The following is a 25,155-nucleotide window of genomic DNA, read 5'->3' as shown; positions in this document are numbered from 1 at the left end:
CCATCGGAATATTGTTCGGATCTGAACAATGCCCTGGGCGGAAATGAGCAGCCGGAAACAACTATATTCGCCCTGCACAAATGATCTATCATTACCAGATCTTACCAGCGGCTGCATTGTCGGCTCCGACGATCCGAACCATCCTGAACCTATGGCAGGTTGACACCTGGAAGGCCATGGATACAAAGGCCTTTCGGAAAGAATTTTCCCGATCCGAGTTTCATTTGCTCACCGATGCGCCTGGAGGCGCGCTGCAGTGTATCGCGCGGATCAACCAGGCGTTTACGTATCGATCCTTCGCTTAGCTGATCTGAATGCCTTTGTCCTCGGCCAGGAACTGCTTGGCCCGCGTCAAACGGAAGTCTTGCAGGAACGTACCGGTCGACTTACCCGTCAGTGCTTTTAATTTCCGGTGCAGCTGCATCCGGCTCAGGCCCACGGCGGTAATAAACTCCTCTTCACCAAACCCGGCATCGGTGGCGTGCGCGTCCAGCAGCTGGGTCACGTGGTTGATAAAGTCGGATTCAGGATCCGAAAGAAAGATGTCCTGCGTTTGCAGGGCTACCTGCTGGCTGAGCAGCACGCGCAGCTCTTCGCGCTGCCCGATGATCTGTTGTACACGCGTGCGCAGCTCGGTCGGCTCAAAAGGCTTGAGTATATACGCATCAGCCCCCGCTTGCAGCCCCTGTACGCGTATTTCCTCGTCGGCATTGGAGGTAAGCATAATCACCGGAATGTGACTCGTCACCGTCGCATCACGCAGACGCTCGCACAGCGCGTTGCCGCTCAGGTGGGGCATGACCGTTTCGCAAAGCACGAGGTCCGGCACTTGTGTATAAGCTTTCTCCCAACCTTCCAGCCCATCCGTCGCGGTCGCGACACGGAAATGGTCCTGCAACGTATGGGTGATGCGCGCGCGGGTATCGGCGTCATCCGTTGCAATCAACACCAAAGCCTGCCGGCTGGCGTCGTCGTCTTGCACGGCCAGCATGGCCTCAAGCGTGGCGACCGAAGGAGTTTCGGCGTCCACGTCGGTCAGCAGCGGCCGCAGGCTGGGAGAGGAGGTATGAGGCAAATTCGAGGGGAACGACGGCTTGGGCATCTCGACTTCCAGCAGCGCATCCTGTGCAAACCGCCTCCGCACACGGGCGTGGTAAACGCCACCGGCCACCAATAGCACAAAAAGCAGGCTGCTCAGTCCGATAAAGAGATTGCGTTGTCCGGCGAGCTCGTCCAGCTGCAACTGCAAGGCCTGCGCATAATTTTCCGCCGTCAGCTGGCGGCGCTCGAACTCCCGTTGCGCGCCGGCATAGTGCGCTTCGAGGCGTTGCAAGGCCTGCCGCGCCTCCTGCCCGTGAACGGTGTCGTTCAATTGCAAGTAAGCATGCAGTTGTGTATAAGCCTTGTCGAATTGCCGGCGGTGCGCATACCACTGGGCCAGGCGATAGTAGGCTTCCGGAAAGTCGTGCAGCGTAGCGGTTTGCGTGGTGGCCAGCAGGCCGTCCAGCAAGGCACGCTCGTCGGGGTTTCCCCGGCGCCGGGAATTCAGCGTGGCGATCGCCGCCCGGATGTGGGCCAGGGTGGTAGTATCGCCCGCCGTATATGCCAAGGGTAGAGCCTGTAATAAATAGTTCTTGGCGTCTTCCGCGTTGTGATGCTCCGCGTAGTAGGTGCCGAGCTCGGTCATCAGCGCCAGCGCCTCGGCCGTATGGTGGTGGGACTGTGCCAGGGCCAGCGCCTGTGTGTAATGCGTTACTGCCTTGCTCGAACGGCTCATGCCGGCATACGTGCGTGCAAGCCCCGCGTGAACAGCCGTGAGCACCTGTGCGTCCGGCAAGGCGTGCTGCAGCTTGAGGGCGGCGCGAAAGTGTTTTTCAGCCTGGCGATATTGTTCTTGCGCCAGCAGGTCGCTGCCAAGGCCGTAAAGCCCGAGCGCAAGTCCCTGCGTGTTATCAAGCGCCTCGAATAACCGCAGCGCGCGGCGATGATAGTCTTCGGCGCTGCTGGGGTCGCCCAGGGCTTGATACGTGTCGCCCAGGACAAGCAGTTGCGCAGCGTAGGCAGAGTCGGGTGTGCCGGACTCCAGGTAGTCCAGCGCGGAGGTCATGTAGGGCAGCGCCGTCTTGGGCTGACCCTGCTGACGAAAGTGTAGCCCGGCCGTAATGAAGTACTGTGCAGCCACCACGTTGTCGCGGCGGTGAGCGTCGTATAAATTTCCCAGAAGCCCCAGGTAATAACGGCCGCTGTCGGCATCGGTCAGCGTCAGCCGGCGAAGCTCGCCGGCGAGGGCATGAAGATTGTCTCCTGTCTGTGGCGCGCGGCGTTGCTCGGCCACCTGATGCTCAAGACGACGCGCACGCGCGGGCACGGCATCTTGTCCATACACGATAGATACAATAAAAAATACCGGAAAGCAGGAAAGCCACCGCATAGAGAGTTGGGTTTTGTAGACCGAAGGTACGAAATCCAGCCATATCCCACGCCGAAATTTCATTTCCAAAAAAGAAACATACCGATGCACCCGGCCGATCGGTGTCATTTTTGCGTATATATTTACTCAACCTGCCCGGTATCCCTGAGATCATCAAAACGATCCCGGCGGCATAATGCTGTACGGCGCCCGGCCGGCAGCGTGCTAGAATTGCACCTTCGTTCCCAACGTCGGATATACTTGCCAGCGGTTGTCGTCGCGCAGCACATGATAAAAAATGTTCATCCGGGTGCCGACAGAAATACCCTTCCAGACCTTGACCCAGACCTGCGGGTCGCCGAACATCGCCAGCTTCTTCCCCCGCAGCGAGTCGGTATAGGCTTCGCCCCGGTCCCGGTTCTCGGTCCAACACACCATACTGCCTCCCACAAACACCTTATACCGGAAAAAGCCGCGCCCAAAATAAAATGTCACCTGGGGTCATAGCTCGGCCGCCTAAAGGCGTTGCAGCGCACCAGGGCATTGACCGCCAGCCAGGCGCCTTTCCATTGAAAAGGATAAGAGACGCCCGCGCCATAGGCATTGGGGAGATAGAAACCATAACCCTCGTCGGTAGCGCCCAGGCCACCGCTGTAATGAAGCGCGAGGTATACCTTGGGCTTCCAGAAGCGTAACGATTGAGACAGTTGGGTGAACACCTGCCCCACGTTGTGATCCCCTCCGTTCAGATCGGCCTGCACCTTCAGCAGGAAGGAGCCCGTGCCGACCGTGTCGAGCTGCTTGAAGTATTCAAAACTGACCGAAGGGAAATTTCGCCGGTGCAGCGCCGGATCGAGCGAATGGCGAAAATCGTAGTGCAGCTGCAGGTTTTGCGAAAGCGCCGGCAGACATGCCGCCAGCAGCATGGAAAAAAGCAGGAATTTCATAAAATTGAACGTTGGTGATCGTGTCGGGCAAAGGTCCGGCGCGAGGATCGCCACCTTTGGAATTCTGCAGGAAACCTCCGGAATTGCACCGGAAATCTGACAAGCCGCTACGGCAAAAATGAAAGAACAACAGGAAGCTGCATTCAACGCCCTCTTTCGGGAAGCCTGCGCCAAATGTCTGGGCCAGGTAGCGCATGCGCCGCTCACAGAGGCCGATGCCCGCCTGTTGTCCATCGACATACACGAGCAGACCGGCCTCACGATCGGCGTGAAAAGCCTCCGGAACTACTCCCTGTATATCCTCGGACATAAGGAAGGCAAAAAAGAGAACCCTTCCGTGGCAACACGCGACACGCTGGCGCGCTATGTGCTCGGGGCGCCCTACACCGATGAGGTGCAGCGCAAGGATCACGAAGGTCACCACCCGTATTGGTTCCGCTACAAAAGCCGCTTCCAGGTCAGCACGGCGGGCAGTCCGGAGACGACGCTTCCCGGCCTGCCCCGCCATAGGCGCCGGCGCCTCGAGATCCGCTGGGTCACGGGCATGATCATCCTGCTCCTGCTGATCACAAGTGTATGGGCCTTGCGCCCCTGGTTCACACGCGGAGAGACCAAAACAGTGACCGAACATTTTACATTTGTACAAACAGACTCGCTCAGCGGCCGGGGCTGGATCCTGGAAAACCCGGATACCGCCTGGTGGTCAAAGCGGGCCGACCGGGCCGGTCACCTGGCGTTATATACCTTGCCCGGTGACAATTGGTCTACCGGCAACGGATCCACCAGCATCACCAACTTGCTGTACAGAACGATCCCTACCGGCTGTTTCACGACAGAGATCCACCTGACCGGGTTTTTCCCGGTGCACAACTGGCAGCAGGTAGGCATCCTGCTGGCCGAAAACAAAACCTTCACCGGCAAAGTGCTACGCTTGTCGATAGGGTATAACAGTTTTTTCGGAGGCTATGACAAACCTGCCGAGATCATGCTGCAGGCCATGAGCTCATCCGGCAGCGGTGACCTGAGTAAACCCGAGGAAATAGCACACGTTACGCTCTTTACGCTGGAACCCGAGCAGGAAATACTCGCGAAAAACAACCTGGCGCGCACCGCCCTGAAGATCGAGCGCCACGGTCATCACTATCGCTTTTTGTTCGCCATCGGGTCGATGGAAGGCTTTGCATTTAAAGAAGCAGCGCACGGCGACTTCACCATCAACCCCCGGTATATGGGGTTGTTTGCTATTCAGGGCACGGCGCCGCCCGCCCCGCCGGTACCTGCCTGGATCGATTCCTATCACTTTGCGAGTATACACTGCGATAATCCGTGACCGGTGGGCGTAGCAAGATGGAACGAAATTTTAGCGGGAAAGGCAGGCCGATAGAAACCATTGTTCCCATGAACATCACACAGTACCTGAACCGGATCGCTTTTGAGCATACCCCCACCGTCGACGCAGACACGCTTACGCGTCTGCATCGCCAGCATGTCTTTCAGGTACCTTTTGAAAACCTCGACGTACATTATAAAAAAAGATTTACGCTCGATACGGCCGCGGTATACGACAAGGTAGTAACCCAGCGTCGCGGCGGTTTTTGCTACGAGTTGAACAGCCTCTTCCTCACTTTGCTGCAGCGTCTGGGTTTTCGCGGCCGCATGATCTCGGCCAGCATCTTCGACGATAACGGCACACCCGGTCCGCGCTTCGATCACATGGCCATTGTGGTAGAAGCCGGTACCGATTATTTGCTCGACGTGGGCTTTGGTGATCTTTTTGTCGCACCGTTGGAAATCACCCCCGGCAAGGAACAGCACGACGGCCGGAACTACTTCCGCATCGACCCGCACGACAGCGGGTATGTATTGGCCATGTCGCCCGACGGCAATACCTTTCAACCCAAATATACCTTTACCCTCGACGCACAAAACATCAGCGACTTCGAGCCCAGCTGTTACGACAAGCAAATAAACCCCGACTCGTACTTCGTCAGGAACATTGTCTGCACCCGTCCCACGGATGCGGGCCGCATCACGCTGTTTAACGACCGGCTCATCGAGCGACGCCACGAGCAGCGCATCATTTCAGAGATCACCGGCGAAGAGCACCGAAAGGAAGTTCTCCGGTCCGAATTCGGTCTGGCCTTGTAAACACACACGCATCGCGGCCAACTTGTCCCGTCGCACCCCGGCGATTGTCACATTCACCCCTCCCGGTACGGTCCTAGAACGCAGTATCTTTGAACTACGATTTAACAGAACCAATACCATGACCACCTTCCTCAGCATCCTCCTGGCCCTCATCGCCCTGCCCTTGATCGTTGCCCTGTTCGTCCGGAAGAAGTACGCCCTGCAGCGCGCTATTACGATCAACCGCCCGTGTGCCGTGTTATACGACTATGTAAGTCATGTCCGGAACCAGGAAGCCTTTAATAAATGGATGATGGCTGATCCCCATGCCCGGAAGACCTACCGCGGCACGGACGGCACCGTGGGCTTTGTATATGCATGGGACAGTGATATGAAGCAGGTAGGGCAGGGTGAGCAGGAGATCAAAGACCTGGTGGCCGATGAGCGCGTGGCGCTCGAAGTGCGTTTCATCAAACCGTTTGAAGGAAAAGCCGACTCGACCATAACGTTCCAAAGCGTTTCCCCGGATCAGACAATCGTTACCTGGGCCTTTCAGAGCGGTATGAAATACCCCATGAACATCATGCTGCTGTTCATCGACTTCGAAAAGATCCTGGGCAAGGACCTGGAAATAACCCTGCAGAATCTGAAAGACGTACAGGAAAATAAAACGGTAGCCTATCTATAGGAAACTGTACAGTTACATATATTTGAGCGACACAAACCGCCAAACGGCCTGACCGGTATACCCCTCTGGGATGAGATCCGGGCAGGTATAATTTTGGAGTAAGTCAATGTTATGCCTAAAATACCCAAGCTCTTTTTATACTCGTTGGGCTTGCCCGACGAACATTATGCCACCCTGGCGCGGTTAGCCGGCAAATTGCCAAAAGAGATCAAGCTGGCGGCCATTGAAAATGCCGCCGATGTGATCCCCGATTCGGCCGGATGGGTCAAGGCCACCCGCGATGCCTTTACCTACCACGGTTTTGACGTAGAGACCATTGACCTGCGCCATTGCCAGGGGCACGCATTGCGCGAAAAGCTGATCCACAAAGACGTGATCTGGGTCGGCGGAGGAAACACCTTTTACCTGCGCTGGATCATGAAGGAAAGCGGCGCCGACGAGATCATTCCCGCGCTGGTGCGCCTGGGCAAAGTATATGCCGGGTGGAGCGCCGGTGCCATCATGGCCGGGCCTACCCTCCGGGCCTTCGACGCCATGGACGACCCTGCCGGGGCACCGGAGGTCGTTTGGGAGGGGCTCGGCATGACACAAGCCGTTATCGTGCCCCACATGGACAACGACGACTTCGCGGTCGGCGCAGCCAAAGCCAACCAGCAGTTGCTGGCCGAAGGCTATAATGCCCTCGCCCTCGACGATACGCAGGTAGTGGTCATCCAGGGCGATGACCAGCAGATCTTTTAAACCAAGGCACCAGCCACTTTAAACCATACCCCGTATGACGGTAGAAGTTTTTAAAACCAACGTAACCGATGCAGACGATGCAGCCTGGTTACTCGCGTGCATCCACGCACGTTTCCCGGAGTACAAAGCCAATTTCGCCCTCGACGACAGCGATCGTATCCTGCGTGTGCAATGCAACACGGGCTTTGTGCACACGCAGGCCATCATCCGCCTCATGAGCGACGCAGGCTATTATGCCATTGTCCTCAGCGACGATGACGGCAACGATCCGTCCGCCTGGCCGCACACGCTGCTGGAGCTGCTTCAGTAGCGATCCGGCAGTGTATATAACTTTTTAGAGGTAAAGCCGTATCTTTAAGGTATATGCACTTTCAGCAGATCCCGCCGCCCGATTACCTCAAGCCCTACGTCCGCTATTATTGGACGCTGGAGAACCACGATCGCGGCGACCAGCTGAAAACCTTCAGTGCCATTGCCGACGGCTGTCCGGGGTTGATCTTCCAGCAACTGAGCGGCACCAACTTCTACGACAAAGATGAAAAAAAGCTGCCTGCGTGTTTTCTATACGGTCAGACTACCGGCCACCGCGAGCTATATACGCCGCAGCAGTTCCGGCAGATCGGTGTATACTTTCAACCACATGCCCTGCGTACCGTCTTTGGCATCGACGCCGGGGCCCTGACCGATAGCTGCACCGACCTGGGTGGGCTGTCACGCCCGGAGCCGTTCAACTTGCCCGAACGCCTGCTCGGCGCCCGGTCCTTGCAAGAACAGATCGACGTACTGTCGCAGTACCTCTTCCACCTCATTCAGCGAAACAACCTGCGCATCGATGCGCGCACCCAGCAGATCGCATCGTATATCGCCGGCGCCCGTGGCGATGTCTCCCTGCCGTTGCTGCAACGCGACCTGGGCATATCCGAGCGTAGCCTCGAACGCCGCTTCCGGGAGCACATCGGCGTTTCCCCCAAATTATTTGCGCGCATCGGGCGCTTCCAGGCCGCGCTCGACTGCCTGCGCGGCGGGCAGTACGACAAGCTCTCCGACATCGCGTTTGAACATGGCTATGCCGATCAGTCTCACTTCATCCGGACCTTCCGCGAATTTGCAGGTTGCTCACCTCTTCAGTTCCACCAGCAGTCCAACGAGCTCATCGAAAACTTCCCCGAACGCACCGGCACAAAGGATGCTAGGAGAAAGGAGTAAAAACACCCGGCCGGGTATATCCCGGGCGATGCACGGGTGTATCTAAAACGATCACACGGTATAAGATATTTTGATTAGTATAAATCAGCGTCACCCTGGGGCTGAGGCGAATATCATATATGTAGTTACACGATTGGGGTTGTCTTCCTTTCTTTGCAATGAAGGACCGGTTATAGCACCGTTGACATTAAACCAATTATAAGCTGCACACCATGGGAAAGACCGACAAAGAATTTGCAAAGGGTTTTGATAAGAGTTTAAAGACGATCGGGGTGAATTTAAAACGATTAAGGAAGATGGAAGGGTTGGAAATAGCAGCGGTTGCCAAAGCCGTAAGGATCAAGGTCGAGGTATTAACGGCGATCGAAGCCGGAACGCACGAAATGCGGATTTCGCAGTTGGAAAGATTGTGTGCGTATTATCAGGTCACTCCCGCCGATTTATTCAAGCGATCGGGTGCTTAAAACCCATCCGGGGAACGAATGACCTTGTAAAGGGCGTAATTCTTCTCCATACTTCTTCTTATTATCCCGCGTAACGATCGTATCGGCGCTCCTGGGCCTGCTGCGTTGCGTTCCCAATAATAATAGTTAGGAATATTCTCATTCCTGATGATAGGCCCGATAGATATACTGTACACTACTGGTAATAGCAATACCGTTCCTGTAATGTATCAAATTTAATTAACTGGTATAAGAAAGTTGCGCTTAAATATTGTATATGTACCAATTTCCCCGAAATGATACTATACTCTCGATTTCGAAAACGATTCCGTTATATAATTTCCTCAATACAAAAAATATACCCATGTAATATATAGGTAACTATTAGGGTATTTCCTGAAAAACTATATTTAAGTATACTTTTTGGGGAAACTTCTAAATGTTTGTCAGTATATTCGGATAAGTAGGGATGGAGCCCCTACGAAATGCAATTATCCATTAAACATTTTAAACCCTATGAACATTTCAAATTTACTGACAGCGTCAGCCGCTGTCACCATTGCCGTTGCGGGCACAATCTATAGCCAGGTGAGCGATCCGGCTATTAATTATTATGCGGTTACACCGAGCGGGTGTGTAATGAATTCAAATCCAGGATGTGTTACGAGCGGAGCACAATTATGTACCGTGTTGATTGAAGGGGCATCCTGTACTATAAGAAGGCAGGCGGACGGAGGAACTCCATGCGCAGTTACAATGTATAAAAATTAGTTGAGAGAGATCAGTATCCCGGATTTTGAGGACCAAGATTTGGGTTGCTGGAAATTTCAGATTGGGGGACAGGATACAGTTCATCTGTATCCTCCCATTTCTTATAGTCGACTAGCGATAATGTTGAAGCTTTGCGTGTCCGTTTAAGGTCTAACCAACGGTGCCCACCTTCGGCAAAGAATTCGATGCGTCGTTCCTGTGCAATCTTTTGTAATAGAATGTCGTCGGTAAAGGATTGACCTTTTAACGATGTGAGACCCGCACGCCGGCGGATCATATCCACATCCTCGATCGCGCCTGATGCGTTTCCCAAATGGGCACGCGCTTCTGCACGTATTAGGTACAGCTCTGCCAGGCGCAATTCGACGTGGAATTGATCCTGAGCTTCGGTTTGTTGGTATTTGTATGGGAAATGATAAACAGTATCCGTGTTTTCTACGCGGGCCGTATGTATCCAGTGTATGGCCCGTTGGTCGCCGGGCTCGAGCGTCTCCAGAAACGATGCTGTCAGGTGAATAACGGGCTTTTTATTCACTTGGCGAAGGTAGAGATTGGCTTCGTGAGTGCCTGTGCGCTTCACTACAGGGAGTAGATGCCAGATCACTTCCTGGCTCTCAGCCAGAAATACACCATTGAGACTGTCACTCAGTGTGAAAAGCGATGTCTGGTCAAGCACTGTTGTTGCCTGTTGTTCAGCCTCCATCCATCTCCCGAGATATAAATAGACGCGGGCCAGTAACGCAGTGGCAGCCCAATAGCTAGCGCGATTGCGTGGAAAATCGTTTTTTGTAAACAAGGAATCTTTATCTTGTAAAAACAGTTCCTGCGCTTCCCGGAGATCAGTGACAATGGCATCATATGCTTTTGCAGATGAAGTGCGTTCAATGTGTAGATTTTTTTCAAAGTCGGGAGACGTCGGTAGCGGAATATCTCCGAATAGATTGGTTAAGTAAAAGTCGGAAAATGCCCGGATGAAAAGGGCTTCCCCGCGCAGTTGATTTTTCAACGCGACAGATACTCCCGTGGATGCGGCAAGTCCCTCCAGGATCGAATTGGCAACATAGATGTAGCGATACCCCGGCTGCCAACAGTATTCTTTAAGCAAAGGATTGGAAGGATCGATATCGGTCGTTTCAAAAGGCGTGCGATCTTTTGAAGCGTCCAGACCGGGCAGCGCCCGCATGTCGTCTGCCGACAGACTGGATAATAGACTGATACCAACGTTGTTGAAATAGGGTTTGGAAGACATCTCACTGTACATACCGCGCACCGCTGATACAGCGGTTAAATCGTCCTGAAAGATCAACTCGGGCGGCGGACGCGTGCCAGGAGGGTCGACATCGACGAGTGAATCACAACCAAATACCACCATACACAGCAGAAATACTAAAACGTATCGTTGGGGGTTATATGATTTGACCGTGATGACTTCCATAGTGCATGACCATGTAAATTTAAAAAGTTAAATGGACACCTCCTACGATGGTCCGCAATGGCGGGAGATTACTCGGCAAAAGAGTTTCCGGATCAACACCTACATACTTGGTAACCGTAAGCAAATTTTGAGCCTGTATGTAGATTTTTGCACTTTTTAGCGCGAGGCGCTTGATAAGGGATGTATCGAGATTATAAGCAAGAGAAACGTTTTTAAACCGGATGTACGACGCGTCACCATAAGCGATGTCACCGTAAGCCATGGCATTCACGAAAGCGTCATAACCTTCCCCCATGGTAAACCGCTGGATATTGGTGTTGTCACCCGGTTGCCGCCAGCGATTCAGTACTTCCGGAGTGTGATTATTTGTTTTTAGTCCTGGTGCGCCGGCATTGGCCTCATACGTTATCGCTGTCTGCTTTACAAATTGAATCAATATGTCCAATTGGAAATTGTGAAAGCGTATGGTATTGTCTATGCCGCCATAATATCGTACGCCGCGATTTTGGATATAACGATCGTTTCGATCTTTAACATTGTCTCTGTTCAGGTCTGCAGAGTCGTATAGACCGGTCTGCGGATTTACATAAATTTTGTAAACTTTTTTGCTGTTGAGGGATTCTCCAACAATGTAGCGCTCGGAATCTGGGGAGGAGGCAAGGCCATCGTAACGCACCAACTTGTTGTAAGGGAGCGTGAAGTTCAAATTGGTAATCCAGGAAAAATGTCGCCCGTCTAGCTGGGTTGTGGTTAACAGAACTTCAAAACCTGAGTTTTGTACAATGACTGGCAAATTAAGATTGGCCTGTGAAAAGCCTGTTACGGTAGATACCTGCGTTGTCAGGAGTTGATTGGACGACCGGTTTCGGTAGTACGACACATCGGCCTGGATCCGGTTTCGGAAAAAGCCTAACGCAAGTCCCACCTCGGCTTTGCGGGTAGTCTCCCACGAATACGATGCGTTATTAGGTTGCACTGGCGTTACGCTGTTACCACCATAGGGGAGCGTTTCTTCATAGCCAGTATAATAACCGTAGTCGCTTATCTGGTCGTTGCCCGTAATGCCGTAGGTAGCGCGTACCTTGCCAAAGCTTAAAAACGTCAGCTTGTCCGAAAACGGTTCTTGGGTAAAGATCCAAGCTCCTCCAATGGAACCGAAGTTGGAAAACTTTTTTCCAGAACCAAATCGACTGGAACCGTCCCTCCGAACGGTAGCGTTGAAGATGTATTTCTCGCGCCAGTTGTAGTTCAGGCGTCCGAAAACTGCTGCGTATTTGTACACCCACGTTACAGGGTCACTGGCTTTTAATGTGGGAGCCGCCCCCAGATCGTCAATAAATGCATCATTCTCATAGCCGCTTCCTACGGTATTTTGTGCATCTTGTACCATGTGTTGAATGGTTGAGCCGATCAGACCTTTAAATTTACCTTGCCAGAGGTCGCGGCCATATTCAAGAATGGGCTCTGCAATAAGGGTTCTTAGGGCGGTATTGGATTCCGAGTGTTCGCCCATTTGGTAGGCACGCATAGAGGGGGCATGATACCGTCGCGGAGTTATCGTAGTTTCTTTTCGCGTAAAAACCGATTGTCCAAGGTTCGCTTTAAACACCAGTCCGGGTGACAGCTCATAGTCCATCATAGCGTGCGCGGACCAATTGGTGGTTTGCGCACGGTAGGTTTGTTCCAAGTATGCCAGGGGATTATACCAGGTATTATCGGCCCAATTCAGTTGCCCGATAGAGTCATATAGTGCGGGTGCATTGGGTGCAAGGTAGAAGGCTTGTTGAGTAATGTCGAAAACAGGGAGATTGTTGTCGTCGCCTGTATAATTAAAGATCATGTTGGCATGAAAACGGTTGTTTTTAGACTGATGCGTCATGTTAAACAGGCCTGCACCACGTATGTAATCGAAGCGTTTCGGGAACACACTGCCTTCCTTATAGAAGTTTCCGGAGAAAAAGAACTTCGTATTTTCTTCGCCACCATAGAGACTGACGACAGCGTTTGTAACAGGAGCGACACCTCCGATCAACTTTTTTTGCCAATTAGTATTACGTGTATTGTCCCAATGGAACAAATCCGCTGGCTTGGCGTCCTCTATGTCAATGTTTTCGTTCTTATATGCCTCTTGTCGCATTATGCGCCATTGTTGTGTGTTGAGTAAGTCGACATAATGTCCGACCTGGCTAAAACCGGTGTTGATGTTAACTTCTGCTCCCGAGCCACTTTTGGTAGGGGGGCGCTTGGTACTAATTAAAACTACGCCGTTGGCGCCTCTTGATCCATAGATAGCCGTAGCGTCGGCATCCTTCAGCACGTCAATACGATCAATTGTGGACAGCGGTACCAGGCTCAGCGAGTTGGATAATGGCAAAATGTAACCGGTCGTAGAATACACCATCGACGCAGACGGATATGGAACGCCGTCGATAATGTATAACGGCTCATTCCCTTCACTACGCAAACTATTCTGTCCCCGTACCCGGATCTTATACCCACTACCATGCAATCCCGAGATCTGCTCCACAAAGACACCCGCCAGTCGTCCTTGAATCGATTGCAGGGAATTGACGACCGGGTTTCGCCAGAGCTGCTCATGCGTTACCGTCGAAATATTCCCGATCCGCTCGGGCTCCGGTACGTCGTAATAGCCGGTATGCACCATCACTTCCGGCAGCGTCATCGGCTGCAGCATGATCTGTTTCGGGGTGTGCTCGTTCACCGTCACCTGCTTGGTGAGGCGGCCTACGTACGAGAAGATCAGGATGTCGTCTTTGGTGGCGGTAATGGCAAAGCTGCCGTCGGGCTCCGAGTGTGTTCCCTTATTGGAATCCTTGATGTAGATCGTCACGCCGGGCAGGCCTTCTTTGGTCTCCGGGTCGAGCACGCGGCCGCGGAGGTTGAAGGTGACGGGGCGGCGAAAGATGATGATGTTGCGGCCATTCTCTTCAAAGCCTACCGGGGTATCGCGCAAGACGATCTCGAGGAATTCCTGTACCGTGTGCGTACCGCCGGGAACCGGCAGGTTTTCAAACTGGTCGACCAGGGTAGGTTGGAAAACAAACATGAACCCGGCTTGCATTTGCACCTCGCGGAAGATGTTCATGAGCGACATATGGCCTTCCGCAACCGAAATATTCTTTCGTGACAAGTTGCCTTGCCCGTATGCCAGGGAGATGTCGAGCAGCAGGCCTGCGCTAACGAGCATGAAAGCAACTGTACATTTACGCATAATGGTAAGTTTGAAACTGAGCCGGAGCAACCAAACTTTCGTACGAGTAAGGTACTAATTATTGCCAGCACTTCACTTAGTAATGAGTCTTAAAACATACACAGGTATAAGATATTTTCCTCGAAATCAACTGGTTTTGAGCGATTTCCCCAAAATATACACCTCTTCGACCAGCCAGTTCAAAAAAGAGATCGATTGCATAAAAAGTGCACCGAAAAAGAGACAGGATCGCCGGTAACGGCATGTCGTAGGACCGGCCTTGGGAGTGTAAAAAATGGCACGGCATCGTGCTGGTAAATCTACCATTTTTTATTCTTCCAGAACAGGCATTTTTATCCCGACCATGCACCGCAACAAAATATCCTTTGGGAGGAACCTGGAAGAAGCGAAACGAAATACCCCCGCTCCTGACATAGGGCCGTCACCGGAAACGTCTACCTTGGCAGGACATCCACGTGAGCTGACCGATATGAAAGCCAAACCCCTTGTTAACCGGAAATATACACTCGAACGTTTCTCGGGTAAAGGCGGCTGGACCTTTGTCTGCCTGCCCGGCGTGGCACCCGACGTGAAGCGCCGCTTCGGCATGGTAAAGGTGCGCGGGACCATCGACGGCTACGCGATCGATCAGTACAACCTCATGCCCATGCGCGACGGCCGGCTGTTCCTGCCGGTACGAGCGGAGATCCGCAAACAGATCGGCAAGGAAGCCGGTGACACGGTACACATCTTGTTATACCCGGACGAGACCCCCGTAAAGGCGCCGCGCGAAATGATCCAATGCCTGCGTGACGAACCCGCCGCCTGGAAATTCTACCAGTCGCTCACAGAGGCCGAGCAAAAGGCCTATATCGACTGGATCTATACCGCCAAAAAAGAAGAAACAAAGGTTGAGCGGTTGGCAAGGGCTATAAACCGGCTCCAGGCCGGGCTAAAACGTTTTGACCAGCCGCCCACATGAGCATGGCGTTTTCGATCGGGTTCCTAAAACCTTTGCAGGCATGCTTCGTATAACACACTGCCTCAACATCGCATATGTATATCCCCAACCAATTTGCCGCGACCGATACCGCCGAGCTGCTGGCATTCATGAAGCAGTATAGCTTCGCGACCATCGTTACGGCGAAAGACAACGTGCCGCAAGCTACACACCTGCCGTTTGCCATCTCCACCCGCGGAGACAATGTCATTCTCACCTCGCACTTCGCAAAAGCCAACGGCCAGTGGCGGCAGATCGTAGACCGCGTCAACCTGGTGATCTTCAGCGAGCCACACGCCTATATTTCGCCTACGCACTACGACAAGGAGCAGAGTGTGCCGACGTGGAATTATGTAGCCGTACATGCCTACGGCGCCGCCACGATCATCCACGACCGGGACCAGGCATTCGAGGCGTTGGAAAAAATGATCGATACCTACGAAGAGGCCTATCGCCGGCAATGGGCCGGCCTGCCGCAAGACTACAAGCTACGCATGCTCAACGGCATAGTACCCTTTGAGATCGTCGTGACAGACCTGCAAGGCAGCAGGAAGCTCAGCCAGAACAAGACCGACCAGGAACAGCAACGCATCATCGAAACGCTGTCGGCCAGCACCGATGGCGCCGCCCGCCAGATAGCCGACTACATGCGCGCCAACCAGCGCCCCGGGGCGTAGATCTTCTAGGGCTGAATGCCCAATACCTTCAGCATCTTTTTATACAGCTCGATGTTCTGATAAACACCGGCAAAGTTGGAAGCACCGGCACCATACGCATACACCATCACAGGAATAGCGGTGTGGTCGTCGGTGCTGAAATGTCCGCGGAGCTGGCCCGTCTTCAGGTTGCCGTCCAGCAGCGTCAGGCCGCCCGTTTCATGGTCGGCCGTAACGACCAGCAGGGTTTCCGGGTGCTTGGCGACATATTGCATCGCACGGCCCACGGCCTGGTCGAAATTCAGCATCTCCCGCACAACGTATTCCATATCGTTCGAGTGGCCGCCCCAGTCGATCTGGGCGCCCTCGGCCATGATAAAGAACGGCTCCTTGCCCGTGCTGAACGCCTGCAACGTCTTGTCCAGCGTCGTAGCCAGCAGCGGGCCGCGGCCCTGCTTCATCGACAGGCCCATATTGTTGTCCAGCAAAACGAACTTCGACGACCGCAGTGTGTCGAGTGTGCGAACATCGGTCGCCACCGTATAGCCTTTCTGTTGCAACTCACCGCGCAGGTCGCGGCCGTCTTTGCGCTGCAGGAAGTGCGCGCTGCCGGCACCGATCAGCACATCGATGTCGCTGCTCAGGAAATCGGCCGCGATCGCTTCACTCGACGAACGGTCGGCGGAGTGCCCATAGAAAGCGGCGGGAGTAGCATCGGTAATGTCGCCGGTAGAGATGACCGCCGTACGGAAGCGGTGCCGGCGCAGCGGCGCGATGATCGACGGAATGGAACGGCCGAGGGAATCCACGCCCACCGCGCGGTTGTTGGTCTTTTTGCCCGACGCCATGGCCGTGGCACCCGCCGCCGAGTCTGTAATATAACGGTCGGCCGATGTCGTGATCGAAAGCCCCACCACCGGCATGGTGAACAGGTTCAGCGCACCGTGGTTGGCCGTATACCCTGCGTACTGCTGGGCCAGGCCCATGCCGTCGCCGATCAGGAAGATGATGTTGCGGGCCACCGTCGTGCCGGAGGGCAACACCGGGGCAGGAGCCACCGGGTGCACGTCGCCATTGGTATAGGTTACATGCGGAGTTTCCTTCATAAACGTGCTGAGATCGACCACCTTGTCGGTGCCAATGTAGTCCACGCCCAGCTTGCCGAGCGTGATCCACGCATTGACGACGTCGGGCGTCGCCCAGAAACGGAATTTCTTGCCACGGGCATGCACCGACTGAATGACGTCTTCGATCTTCTGACGGTCTTTCGCCAGGATCACCCCCTTGCCGTTCCAGACGGTGTATTGCGAAAAGTCGTCGCTCATCATGCTGATCCGGGCAAGCTGCTCCGGTGTGTAGTTCACGGCCGGGCGCCCATCAAAGTGAATATACGCGGGGTAGGAAGACCAGGTGGTCGCCTCGGGTACGCTGCCGCTCAGCGTAATGGTCAGCGAGGGGCACGACGTCAGCGCAGGATATTTTTGTAAGACCCTGACCAGCGCCGGTACCGTCGTGGCACCGTGTGTTTTCAGATCGATCAGGAGATTCAGCGGCTTATCTTTGGCGTATACTTTGCCGCCGTGAAAGCGGATCTTATCTTGTAAGGGGGCGAGGTATAGCGCCGCCAGTGTTTTTCTGGGATCGATTTCCTGCTCGGTGTGCGCCACGCACAGCTGGCCCTGATGCAAGAATATATCCACTTCGATCGAAGCTGCTTCCTGGTAGTATGCGTTCAGGAACGGAATGGGATGCACGTAGTCGTTGTGTGCATGCATGAGCGCCGTACCGGAATGTTGTTGTGCCCGGCACACGGTTGACAGGAAAAGAAAGAAGCTGAGCCGCGCGATACGAAGGTATTTCATGAGGCGTGAGTGGTTAAAAGCCAGCAATATAGCAGCTACAGCAGGATGTTCATATTAACGGGGTGTTAATTAACGCGGGAAGGGTAAAGCGATCCGATTTCGGAGTCTGTTGTGTGAACGATTGATATGATTTATTGAATGAACGTTCAAAAAACATATGAAGGCGGGTTAAAAGTTTGTTCATAAAACGATAACACGTGTTTTTTTCTCTACCGTAGTAAATGACCTTCTTTGCGCCCCAAAATATAGGCCTCTAATATTTACGCATCTCGTAAAGCTTGCATAACTTCCAATTATAATAACTAAACTATCAGCCTATGGCAAACATCTATGAACGCATCCAAAAATGCGGCTGTCTACTGCGTCGCTGCGATAAATATATCGTAGCGGTGGCGCTGGCCGTTTTTGCAGGGCCAAGCCCCCGACCATTGTTCGCTGCCGTTTTACAGCAGCAGGTACAATCGTTGACTGTGACAGGTAAGCTTACGGATGAGACCGGCGCGGCCCTGCCCGGTGTAAACGTAATGGAGAAAGGCACCACCAATGGTACCGTGACAGACGCCAACGGTGACTACCGCCTGACCGTGGGGTCTTCCAATGCAGTGTTGGTGTTCACCTTTGTCGGCACGGTCAGTCAATCGATCGTGGTGGGTACGCAAAGCACCATTGACGTCCAGCTGTTGTCCGATGCATCGACGCTCGGCGAGGTGGTCGTGGTGGGCTACGGTACGCAAGCCAAGCGCGACATAACAGGCGCCGTAAGCTCGGTCAAGGCCGACGATTTCAACAGAGGTATCATCAGCTCGCCGGAGCAGCTGCTGCAAGGTAAAGTTGCGGGTGTCAACATCACATCCGCCAGCGGCGAGCCCGGGGCGGCACAAAACATCACGGTTCGGGGTCCCGGTACCGTACGCAGCGGAAGCACGCCGTTGTACGTTATCGACGGTGTGCCGCTGGACAACAGCAACACTGCCGGTATGGGGGTTGACAATGGAGGTACGACCAATCCGCTGAACTTCCTCAACCCGCAGGACATTGCCTCGATCGACGTGCTGAAAGACGCTTCCGCGACAGCTATTTATGGTGCGCGTGGCGCAAACGGCGTTGTGCTGATCACCACCAAGCGCGGCAAAACCGGCCAGTCCGGTGTGACCTACTCGGCAAGCTACGGTGTATCAAAACTCGCCCGCAAGATCGACGTTTTTTCCGCTGACGAGTTTCGCCAGGCAGTGCCGCAGACAGGCGCCGAGGTGATCGATCTCGAGGGCGATACAGATTGGCAGGACCAGATCACGCGCACAGGCACGACACAAGATCACAATGTGGCGTTTTTCGGAGGTGCCGAGAACATGAACTATTACGCATCCGTCGGGATGCAGGACCAGGATGGTATCCTGAAGAACAGCAACCTGAAACGGTACACGGGCCGCATCAACGTCAGCCAAAAAGGATTGAACGATCGCCTTTCCGTGGACCTGAACCTTAACGCGTCGCACACCCGCAACGATCGCCCCGAGGTTTCGAGCCTGATCAACACGGCGCTTACCGCGAATCCGACCATGCCTGCCTATGACAGCGTCGGCGGAATTTACCAGCGGCAAGACCCGATAAATCCGCTGGCAATGCTCAATACCTATAAGGACATCACCGAAACGAACCGCGTCATCGGTAATATCTCGCCTTCGTTCCGGATCATCGAAGGCCTGGTATACAAGCTTAATGTCGGTATCGATATGACCAGCGCGATTCAGGATATACAACGCATGCCGAGCGTATATCCCGCGCAGGAAGGCCGGCTGGACTCGTATTTCACCAATAACACGAACAGCCTGATCGAACACTACCTGACCTATAATTTTTCAAAGGGCGTTCACGCCTTCACACTGCTGGCAGGTCATTCATACCAGAAGATCACGCTGAAGACACGCTATTGGAGTATCTCTAACTTCCCGATCTCGGGCATCGAGCCGCGCTATAACGCAGGCCTGGGCTCGGAGATCGACTTGACGGGATCTACAGACAACAACCGCCCCTGGGGAAAAGCGGTCAAGAACGAGCTGCAGTCTTTCTTCGGCCGTGTTAACTATACTTTTAAAGATCGCTACCTGCTGACGGCCACCGTGCGCACGGATGGATCGTCAAAGTTCGGAGACAACAACAAGTATGGAACCTTCCCTTCGTTTGCGGCGGGCTGGATCATCTCCGAGGAGCCTTTCATGGCGACCGTTCCGGTCAGCACACTGAAGCTGCGTGCCGGTTGGGGCCAGACCGGCAACCAGGAGATCGAGCCGAAAGCTTCGTTTGCACGCTACCTGACAGCCACCGGTTCGGGCTACAGCTACCCGTTCTTCCCCGACGGTACCGCGCCACAAGGCACGATCGTTCAGAACTATGCAAACCCGAACCTCCAGTGGGAAGTTTCGAAGCAAACCGATATCGGACTCGACTTTGGCTTTCTGGACGGCGCGCTCACAGGTTCGGTAGACTATTTCCGGAAGGTAACAAGCAACGTGTTGCTGAAGGTTACGGTGCCCGACCCGATTCAGCCGGCCTTGTTCTACTGGCGCAACGTAAAGGACATGGAGATCGTCAACGAAGGTACGGAGCTGGCACTCGACTACCGGTATGACACCGGGGCTGACTTCACCTTCAACGTAGGCGGTAACATCACATTCATTAACAACGAAGTGCGCAACTCGCCGGCGACGTTGATTCCTTCGGGCAGCATTTCCGGTGGCGGCCTGACCTCGGCTTCCGTAAACGGCTATATAAATGGCGAGCCCATCGGCACGTTCTTCCTCCAACAATTTACCGGTATCGGCGAAGATGGCTTTAGTACCTATCGCGAACCCCAGGAAGACGGCGAAAGCCGCTATATCTCCGGAACGGCGCTTCCCGACAAGCTTTACAACTTCTACCTGCGGGCTGCCTACAAAGGGTTCGACCTGTCATTGAATTTCAACGGCTTGAGCGGCAACAAGATTTACAACGGTACGGCGAACCTCAACTTCTCGCGCGCCCAGCTGTTCAAGAGCCGTAACACAACGGATGTGGCCACCCGATATCCGAACGAGGATGTTACCAACGCCAACAGCGTATCGACACGCTATTTGGAAAACGGTGCCTTTTTGCGTCTGAATAACGCCTCCCTGGGCTATAACTTCAGTCCCGAGACACTGGGTATCGGTAACTGGATCAAGTCCCTGCGTCTGTCGGTTACCGGTCAGAACCTCTTTGTAATAACCGATTACTCGGGCTATGACCCCGAAGTGAATGCAGAAGGTCGCCGGATCGAAGATGCCAATTCGTTTGGTATCGACTTCGCCAGCTATCCGAAAGCACGTTCGATCGTGTTCGGTTTAAATGTTTCATTTTAATTGTACACAGCGTATGAGAAAGAATATATATGTACTGATGTTGTTTTTGGGCGTCATGCTCGTAGAAGGTTGTACAGACCTGCAGGAAGAAGTGCTGGACGAGTCGCTCACGGGTAATGTGACAAACGGTGATGTTATCGCGGGTACCCTGGCACCGGCCTATGCGTCGCTGTCGGAGGTGTTTTTGCACACCCGCTACTTTGCCCTGCAGGAAATCTCCACGGACGAAGCCATCCTGCCGTACCGCGGTGGTACCGATTGGGGTGATAATAATATCTACATCGATATGCACCGCCACACATACACGCCGATGAACGCCCCGGTAACCAATACCTGGAATTTCATTTCGCAAGGTATCACGCGTTCCGTCATTGCCGTTTCGAACGTTCGCGCCCTGCAAAGCGAGGGGCAACAGGTAGACGCATACCTGGCCGAAGCACGTGGTCTGCGCGCTTATTATTCTATGCTAAGCCTGGATCTTTTCGGTATCGTCATGTCCAAGGACACACTCGATGTACGGTCACGTGTGCTTCGTGGCGACGAAGCTGTCAACTATATCGAGCAGGACCTGCTGGCCGCTGAAGCGGTGCTGGACAATACAAACGGTCCCGGTCGGATCACGAAAGCTGCGGCGCAGGGATTGCTGGCACGTCTGTACCTGAACGCCCCGGTGTATCGCAGTCCGTATGCCGAGACGCACGACTTCCGCCGCGAAGACATGCAGAAGGTCGTGGAGTATTGTAACAAAGTGATCGAAGCGGGCAACTATGCGCTTTCGTCCGAGTTCTTTGAGATCTTCGACGACGAAAATCATACGAACAAGGAGCTGATCTTCGCGATCGATCAACGCGCCAACCTGAACGGCAACAACCGGATGGCGTACTTTTCATTGTCGGGCGACCAGTTTCCGTTACCGCAATTCGTAAATGCCAACGGTACAGACGGACCGGGCATTACACCGGAGTTCTACCATTCGTGGGTAGATGCCTATGACGGCGCAGATCCTGCCACCAAGGACATGCGTTTCTATAAGAAAAACCTGGACCCCGCCGTCACGTGTATCGCTGCCGCCGATTTTGAGCTCGACCGTGGTATCCTGCGCGGTCAGCAATACGGTTTGCAGACAGATCGGAAAGGCACTCCATTCAAACGTTGCGGAGACGGAGCGAATTATGTCGTTGGACCGCTGTTTAACAATACCCGTGGTAACCCAACACAACCGGTGATCTTCACCGAAGAGGTCGACTATACAACTTATAGCGGGTATAGCTCGGGTTACCGTGTGTTGAAATACGAGTTCAGCAAGACGTCCGACGACGGACGTGCAAAGGGTGAATTTGATATCATACTCCTGCGTTTAGCCGATATATATATGATGCGCGCCGAGGCGAAGCTCCGGATGGACGATGCTGCCGGCGCGCTGCAGGATGTCAACGCCGTACGTGCCGCGCGTACTGCCCGGATCGGCATTCCTCCGCTGGAGGCGATCGATCTCGATATCATGTTCCGCGAACGCGGCTTTGAGTTTTATTTTGAAATGCAGCGCCGTACCGATATGATCCGTTTCGGCAAATATGAAAATGCATGGACCGAGAAAACCAACAGCGATCCGCTCAAGCGTCTCTTCCCGATTCCACAGACCGCCATCGACGGCGCTTCGGAGTTCGAAGGCTTCCTGGAGCAGAACGATGGCTACTAGGTTACAGGTGAATTAAAAAGAGAAATTGTAAGGAGAGGCTACCTCAAAAAGGTAGCCTTTCTTCTTTTAACATAAGGCAGCCTTTTTTTATAGCAAACAGTTAGTGCTGCCGTTGAAAGCCCAGGCGATCCAGTTGTTTGTCGAGCTCCAACGCGGCGCTGATCAGCGCCAGGTGGGTAAAGGCCTGTGGGAAATTGCCCAGGTGTGCGGCGTTCTTGCTGATCTGCTCGCTGAACAGCCCGAGATGGTTGGCATACCCCAGCATCTTTTCAAAACAGTCCAGTGCGTGGATCACCTCGCCGCTTTTCGCCAGCGCCTCGACATACCAGAACGAGCACAACGTAAACGTGCCTTCTTCGCCCGGCAACCCATCGACCGCCGGATCGTCGCGATACCGGTATAACAACACATCCATGCCGAGCGTCTTCTCCACGACCTTCAGCGTCGACCGCCACCGGGGCTCGTCGGGAGAGACAAAGTGCGTGAGGGTCATCAGCAACACGCTGGCGTCGACACGGTCGGCACCTTTATACTGCACCCAGGCACCGACTTGGGGGTTCCAGAAATTGTCGTACACATCGTGGTAGATCTCATCGCGGATAGCATACCATACGTCGCGCGGGTAGGGGAACGAACGATGCTCGGCGATCTTGATCGCGCGGTCCATCGCCACCCAGCACATCAGCCGGCTATGCAGGAACTCTCGCTTGCCGTTGCGCACCTCCCAAATGCTGTGATCGGGCTTGTGCCAGTCGGCGATGACGCAGTCTACCTGCTTGACGATACACAGCCAGAATTCATACGTGATGGCATGATGCTGGTTGTTGTAGATATAGATCGTGTCGATCAGCTCCCCATAGATATCCAGTTGAAATTGCTCCTGTGCGGCATTGCCGATGCGTACGGGCCGTGAGCCTTTGTAACCCTCCAGGTGCGGCAGTTCGCGTTCGGTAAGCTCGTGTCGCCCGTCGATGGTATACATCAGGTGCAGTTTGTCCTCCTCCGTGCGGGCGTGGATCCAGCCTAGAAAAGCCGTCGCCTCTTCGGTAAACCCCAGCTCCAGGAAAGCGTACATGGTAAAGGCCGCATCGCGGATCCACGTGTAACGGTAGTCCCAGTTGCGCACGCCGCCGGGTGTTTCGGGTAACCCAAACGTGGCGGCGGCCACCGTCGAGCCGTGCTCGCACGAGGTCAGCAGCTTTAACGTAATGGCCGACCGGTGCACGATCTCCGTCCACCGCCCACGGTACGTAGACTGGGTGATCCACTTCCGCCAGAAGTCAATGGTTTCGCCGTATAGCACGTTCGTATAATAATCGATGGGCAGGAGCGTATCGGCTTCATCCGCCGGTACAGATTCTAAAACGATATTGACAGTTTCGGATGCCCGCACTGTAAATTCCGTATAGCCATGACCGTCGCGCAGCGTCAGGGGAATATCGGCGATCAGCCGTAAGACCACGCCACCGTCGTGCTCCGCCTGGAAGAAAATGCCATGGTCCGCGATCCTATGTTGGGAAGTAGCCTGCCCGTAATGAAAGGCCGGCGTGCACTCCAGGCGAAAGGTAATGTCACCCCGCACGGCCGTCACCTGCCGCACAATGGCGCATAGATTTTTACCCTTGTGCTGTAAAATGGGCATGAAGTCCGTCAATTCGGCAATGCCTTCGTCGGAAAAGAAGCGGGTGAGCAGCACCGCCGTGCCCGGCAGGTATAACTGTTTGCTATGATAATCCTGCATCACGGGCGTGATTGAGAACGATCCACCCCGTTGGGAATCGAGCAGACGCGCAAAGACGGTTGGCGAATCAAACGTCGGGAAGGACATGAAGTCGATCGACCCCGTAAGCGATACCAGCGCAACGGTCTTTAAGTTACCGATCACGCCGTAATGCTCGATGGGGATGTAAGGATCAGAATGAAAGTCTTCCATGACGTATAAATTGTATTGCCACGTATGGGGGGCGGTCTTCAGATAGCCTTTTCGCGGCACGCGACCTACCGCCGCGTCTTCTTATAATTAGACTCGTATAATTGAGGCTTATTATCCGGGCTCTTCGCCGGATGCCCCGAGATATCGGTCACTTTTTTCGGAGCCTGCTTTTTAGGCTCTTCCTTTTGCGGAGCGATCTTTTTAGCCATATACGCGCAGATTGGAGTTGTATAAACGGATGTGTAAAAACCATACCAGGGGTTACACCGGGTAGGCCATCGTGCTCAGCAAAGCATTCTCGGCCTGACGGCTGTCCAGGCGCGTGTGTTGCACGACAACAGGCACGTTGGATTCGATGATACAGGCATAGTCCGTATCCAACGGAATGGGCGCCGGGTCTTTCAGGTCGTTGAACCGAACATGTTTGGTACGTCGCGCCGGCACCGTGACGCGGTATGGGCCGACCGGATCGCGGTCGCTGAAGAAGATCGTAAACTGTACCAGGGCGTCCTCATCGCCCGCATTCAGGATACATGCCGTTTCGTGACTGGTCATCGCCGGCGCCGGCCCCGTGCTGCCCGACGGTATATAGCCCTCGGGTATCGCCCACAAGGTGTTGCCAATATTCTTTCTCATGCCGGCATCCGAT

At 54.0% G+C, this 25,155-nt stretch carries 21 protein-coding genes; 12 read left to right on the top strand and 9 right to left on the bottom strand.

The genetic code is table 11. The annotated features are described in order from the left end of the window. Positions 1 to 80: 80 nt before the first annotated feature. Positions 81 to 305: a hypothetical protein gene (locus KK078_RS02775; protein WP_254088714.1), complete on the top strand. Its 225-nt coding sequence runs from the start codon at positions 81 to 83 to the stop codon at positions 303 to 305. Here KK078_RS02775 and KK078_RS02770 read toward each other — a convergent pair. The 3 genes from KK078_RS02770 to KK078_RS02760 form a co-directional block, all read right to left on the bottom strand. Next, positions 302 to 2,431, bottom strand: coding sequence for a response regulator (locus KK078_RS02770; RefSeq protein ID WP_254088713.1), 2,130 nt, complete (start codon positions 2,429 to 2,431; stop codon positions 302 to 304). The genes KK078_RS02775 and KK078_RS02770 overlap by 4 nt on opposite strands. Before the next feature lie 204 nt (positions 2,432 to 2,635). After that, positions 2,636 to 2,905, bottom strand: a complete 270-nt coding sequence (locus tag KK078_RS02765) for a hypothetical protein (protein ID WP_254088712.1) — start codon at positions 2,903 to 2,905, stop codon at positions 2,636 to 2,638. Next, positions 2,902 to 3,357 carry a DUF5020 family protein gene (locus KK078_RS02760; RefSeq protein WP_254088711.1) on the bottom strand — a complete coding sequence of 152 codons (456 nt, stop codon included), beginning with the start codon at positions 3,355 to 3,357 and terminating at the stop codon, positions 2,902 to 2,904. The genes KK078_RS02765 and KK078_RS02760 overlap by 4 nt, the downstream gene beginning before the upstream one ends. A 118-nt stretch (positions 3,358 to 3,475) precedes the next feature. Between KK078_RS02760 and KK078_RS02755 the strand changes: the two genes are divergently transcribed. From KK078_RS02755 to KK078_RS02725, 7 genes are all read left to right on the top strand, one after another. Beyond that, a complete protein-coding gene (locus KK078_RS02755; protein WP_254088710.1) occupies positions 3,476 to 4,687 on the top strand; it encodes a hypothetical protein in 1,212 nt (403 codons plus the stop codon). A 68-nt stretch (positions 4,688 to 4,755) separates the two neighbouring features. Further along, positions 4,756 to 5,505, top strand: a complete 750-nt coding sequence (locus KK078_RS02750) for an arylamine N-acetyltransferase family protein (protein WP_254088709.1) — start codon at positions 4,756 to 4,758, stop codon at positions 5,503 to 5,505. Positions 5,506 to 5,623: 118 nt separating this feature from the next. Next, positions 5,624 to 6,172: an SRPBCC family protein gene (locus KK078_RS02745; RefSeq protein ID WP_254088708.1), complete on the top strand. Its 549-nt coding sequence runs from the start codon at positions 5,624 to 5,626 to the stop codon at positions 6,170 to 6,172. A 111-nt stretch (positions 6,173 to 6,283) separates the two neighbouring features. Continuing rightward, positions 6,284 to 6,913 carry a Type 1 glutamine amidotransferase-like domain-containing protein gene (locus KK078_RS02740; RefSeq protein WP_254088707.1) on the top strand — a complete coding sequence of 210 codons (630 nt, stop codon included), beginning with the start codon at positions 6,284 to 6,286 and terminating at the stop codon, positions 6,911 to 6,913. Positions 6,914 to 6,947: 34 nt separating this feature from the next. Continuing rightward, positions 6,948 to 7,223, top strand: a complete 276-nt coding sequence (locus tag KK078_RS02735; protein WP_254088706.1) for a hypothetical protein — start codon at positions 6,948 to 6,950, stop codon at positions 7,221 to 7,223. Between the two features lie 53 nt (positions 7,224 to 7,276). Next, complete coding sequence (locus tag KK078_RS02730; RefSeq protein WP_254088705.1) at positions 7,277 to 8,119, top strand: helix-turn-helix domain-containing protein; 843 nt, start codon at positions 7,277 to 7,279, stop codon at positions 8,117 to 8,119. Between the two features lie 212 nt (positions 8,120 to 8,331). Next, positions 8,332 to 8,583 (top strand): helix-turn-helix domain-containing protein, encoded by a 252-nt coding sequence (locus KK078_RS02725; RefSeq protein ID WP_254088704.1) that lies wholly within the window; start codon positions 8,332 to 8,334, stop codon positions 8,581 to 8,583. 760 nt (positions 8,584 to 9,343) lie between these two features. Here the strand turns inward: KK078_RS02725 and KK078_RS02720 are convergent. Together KK078_RS02720 and KK078_RS02715 are read right to left on the bottom strand one after the other, a co-directional pair. After that, positions 9,344 to 10,768, bottom strand: a complete 1,425-nt coding sequence (locus KK078_RS02720) for a RagB/SusD family nutrient uptake outer membrane protein (protein ID WP_254088703.1) — start codon at positions 10,766 to 10,768, stop codon at positions 9,344 to 9,346. A gap of 19 nt (positions 10,769 to 10,787) precedes the next feature. After that, a complete protein-coding gene (locus tag KK078_RS02715; RefSeq protein WP_254088702.1) occupies positions 10,788 to 14,000 on the bottom strand; it encodes a SusC/RagA family TonB-linked outer membrane protein in 3,213 nt (1,070 codons plus the stop codon). A gap of 343 nt (positions 14,001 to 14,343) precedes the next feature. On the opposite strand from KK078_RS02715, the gene KK078_RS02710 reads away from it, so the two are divergent. Both KK078_RS02710 and KK078_RS02705 read left to right on the top strand, forming a co-directional pair. Next, entirely contained in the window at positions 14,344 to 14,961 is a 618-nt protein-coding gene (locus KK078_RS02710; protein WP_254088701.1) for a YdeI/OmpD-associated family protein, read from the top strand. A gap of 74 nt (positions 14,962 to 15,035) precedes the next feature. Then, on the top strand, positions 15,036 to 15,656 hold the full coding sequence (locus tag KK078_RS02705; RefSeq protein WP_254088700.1) for an FMN-binding negative transcriptional regulator: 621 nt from the start codon (positions 15,036 to 15,038) through the stop codon (positions 15,654 to 15,656). Between the two features lie 5 nt (positions 15,657 to 15,661). Here the strand turns inward: KK078_RS02705 and KK078_RS02700 are convergent, their stop codons facing one another. Next, the gene (locus KK078_RS02700) at positions 15,662 to 17,497 is read right to left on the bottom strand and encodes an alkaline phosphatase (protein ID WP_254088699.1); all 1,836 of its coding nucleotides are present in this window, start codon (positions 17,495 to 17,497) and stop codon (positions 15,662 to 15,664) included. 317 nt (positions 17,498 to 17,814) lie between these two features. Between KK078_RS02700 and KK078_RS02695 the strand changes: the two genes are divergently transcribed. Further along, positions 17,815 to 20,874 carry a SusC/RagA family TonB-linked outer membrane protein gene (locus KK078_RS02695; RefSeq protein WP_254088698.1) on the top strand — a complete coding sequence of 1,020 codons (3,060 nt, stop codon included), beginning with the start codon at positions 17,815 to 17,817 and terminating at the stop codon, positions 20,872 to 20,874. A 13-nt stretch (positions 20,875 to 20,887) separates the two neighbouring features. Continuing rightward, a complete protein-coding gene (locus KK078_RS02690) occupies positions 20,888 to 22,573 on the top strand; it encodes a RagB/SusD family nutrient uptake outer membrane protein (RefSeq protein WP_254088697.1) in 1,686 nt (561 codons plus the stop codon). Between the two features lie 100 nt (positions 22,574 to 22,673). On the opposite strand, the gene KK078_RS02685 is transcribed toward KK078_RS02690, so the two are convergent. From KK078_RS02685 to KK078_RS02675, 3 genes are all read right to left on the bottom strand, one after another. Further along, entirely contained in the window at positions 22,674 to 24,506 is a 1,833-nt protein-coding gene (locus tag KK078_RS02685) for a glycoside hydrolase family 15 protein (RefSeq protein WP_254088696.1), read from the bottom strand. A gap of 65 nt (positions 24,507 to 24,571) precedes the next feature. Further along, positions 24,572 to 24,715 carry a hypothetical protein gene (locus KK078_RS02680; protein WP_254088695.1) on the bottom strand — a complete coding sequence of 48 codons (144 nt, stop codon included), beginning with the start codon at positions 24,713 to 24,715 and terminating at the stop codon, positions 24,572 to 24,574. 52 nt (positions 24,716 to 24,767) lie between these two features. Next, the gene (locus tag KK078_RS02675; protein ID WP_254088694.1) at positions 24,768 to 25,142 is read right to left on the bottom strand and encodes a sensory rhodopsin transducer; all 375 of its coding nucleotides are present in this window, start codon (positions 25,140 to 25,142) and stop codon (positions 24,768 to 24,770) included. Positions 25,143 to 25,155 lie beyond the last annotated feature (13 nt).

The sequence above is a fragment of the Dawidia soli genome (genome assembly GCF_018598185.1).
Taxonomy (GTDB): Bacteria; Bacteroidota; Bacteroidia; order Cytophagales; family Cyclobacteriaceae; genus Ohtaekwangia; species Ohtaekwangia soli.
This window is presented reverse-complemented; position numbering and strand designations above follow the sequence as displayed.

Coding starts and splice junctions, on each gene's coding strand:
- KK078_RS02775 (WP_254088714.1), top strand. CDS start 81: ATGATCTATCATTACCAGATCTTACCAGCGGCTGCATTGTCGGCTCCG.
- KK078_RS02770 (WP_254088713.1), bottom strand. CDS start 2,431: ATGCGGTGGCTTTCCTGCTTTCCGGTATTTTTTATTGTATCTATCGTG.
- KK078_RS02760 (WP_254088711.1), bottom strand. CDS start 3,357: ATGAAATTCCTGCTTTTTTCCATGCTGCTGGCGGCATGTCTGCCGGCG.
- KK078_RS02755 (WP_254088710.1), top strand. CDS start 3,476: ATGAAAGAACAACAGGAAGCTGCATTCAACGCCCTCTTTCGGGAAGCC.
- KK078_RS02750 (WP_254088709.1), top strand. CDS start 4,756: ATGAACATCACACAGTACCTGAACCGGATCGCTTTTGAGCATACCCCC.
- KK078_RS02745 (WP_254088708.1), top strand. CDS start 5,624: ATGACCACCTTCCTCAGCATCCTCCTGGCCCTCATCGCCCTGCCCTTG.
- KK078_RS02740 (WP_254088707.1), top strand. CDS start 6,284: ATGCCTAAAATACCCAAGCTCTTTTTATACTCGTTGGGCTTGCCCGAC.
- KK078_RS02735 (WP_254088706.1), top strand. CDS start 6,948: ATGACGGTAGAAGTTTTTAAAACCAACGTAACCGATGCAGACGATGCA.
- KK078_RS02730 (WP_254088705.1), top strand. CDS start 7,277: ATGCACTTTCAGCAGATCCCGCCGCCCGATTACCTCAAGCCCTACGTC.
- KK078_RS02725 (WP_254088704.1), top strand. CDS start 8,332: ATGGGAAAGACCGACAAAGAATTTGCAAAGGGTTTTGATAAGAGTTTA.
- KK078_RS02720 (WP_254088703.1), bottom strand. CDS start 10,768: ATGGAAGTCATCACGGTCAAATCATATAACCCCCAACGATACGTTTTA.
- KK078_RS02715 (WP_254088702.1), bottom strand. CDS start 14,000: ATGCGTAAATGTACAGTTGCTTTCATGCTCGTTAGCGCAGGCCTGCTG.
- KK078_RS02710 (WP_254088701.1), top strand. CDS start 14,344: ATGCACCGCAACAAAATATCCTTTGGGAGGAACCTGGAAGAAGCGAAA.
- KK078_RS02705 (WP_254088700.1), top strand. CDS start 15,036: ATGTATATCCCCAACCAATTTGCCGCGACCGATACCGCCGAGCTGCTG.
- KK078_RS02700 (WP_254088699.1), bottom strand. CDS start 17,497: ATGAAATACCTTCGTATCGCGCGGCTCAGCTTCTTTCTTTTCCTGTCA.
- KK078_RS02695 (WP_254088698.1), top strand. CDS start 17,815: ATGGCAAACATCTATGAACGCATCCAAAAATGCGGCTGTCTACTGCGT.
- KK078_RS02690 (WP_254088697.1), top strand. CDS start 20,888: ATGAGAAAGAATATATATGTACTGATGTTGTTTTTGGGCGTCATGCTC.
- KK078_RS02685 (WP_254088696.1), bottom strand. CDS start 24,506: ATGGAAGACTTTCATTCTGATCCTTACATCCCCATCGAGCATTACGGC.
- KK078_RS02680 (WP_254088695.1), bottom strand. CDS start 24,715: ATGGCTAAAAAGATCGCTCCGCAAAAGGAAGAGCCTAAAAAGCAGGCT.
- KK078_RS02675 (WP_254088694.1), bottom strand. CDS start 25,142: ATGAGAAAGAATATTGGCAACACCTTGTGGGCGATACCCGAGGGCTAT.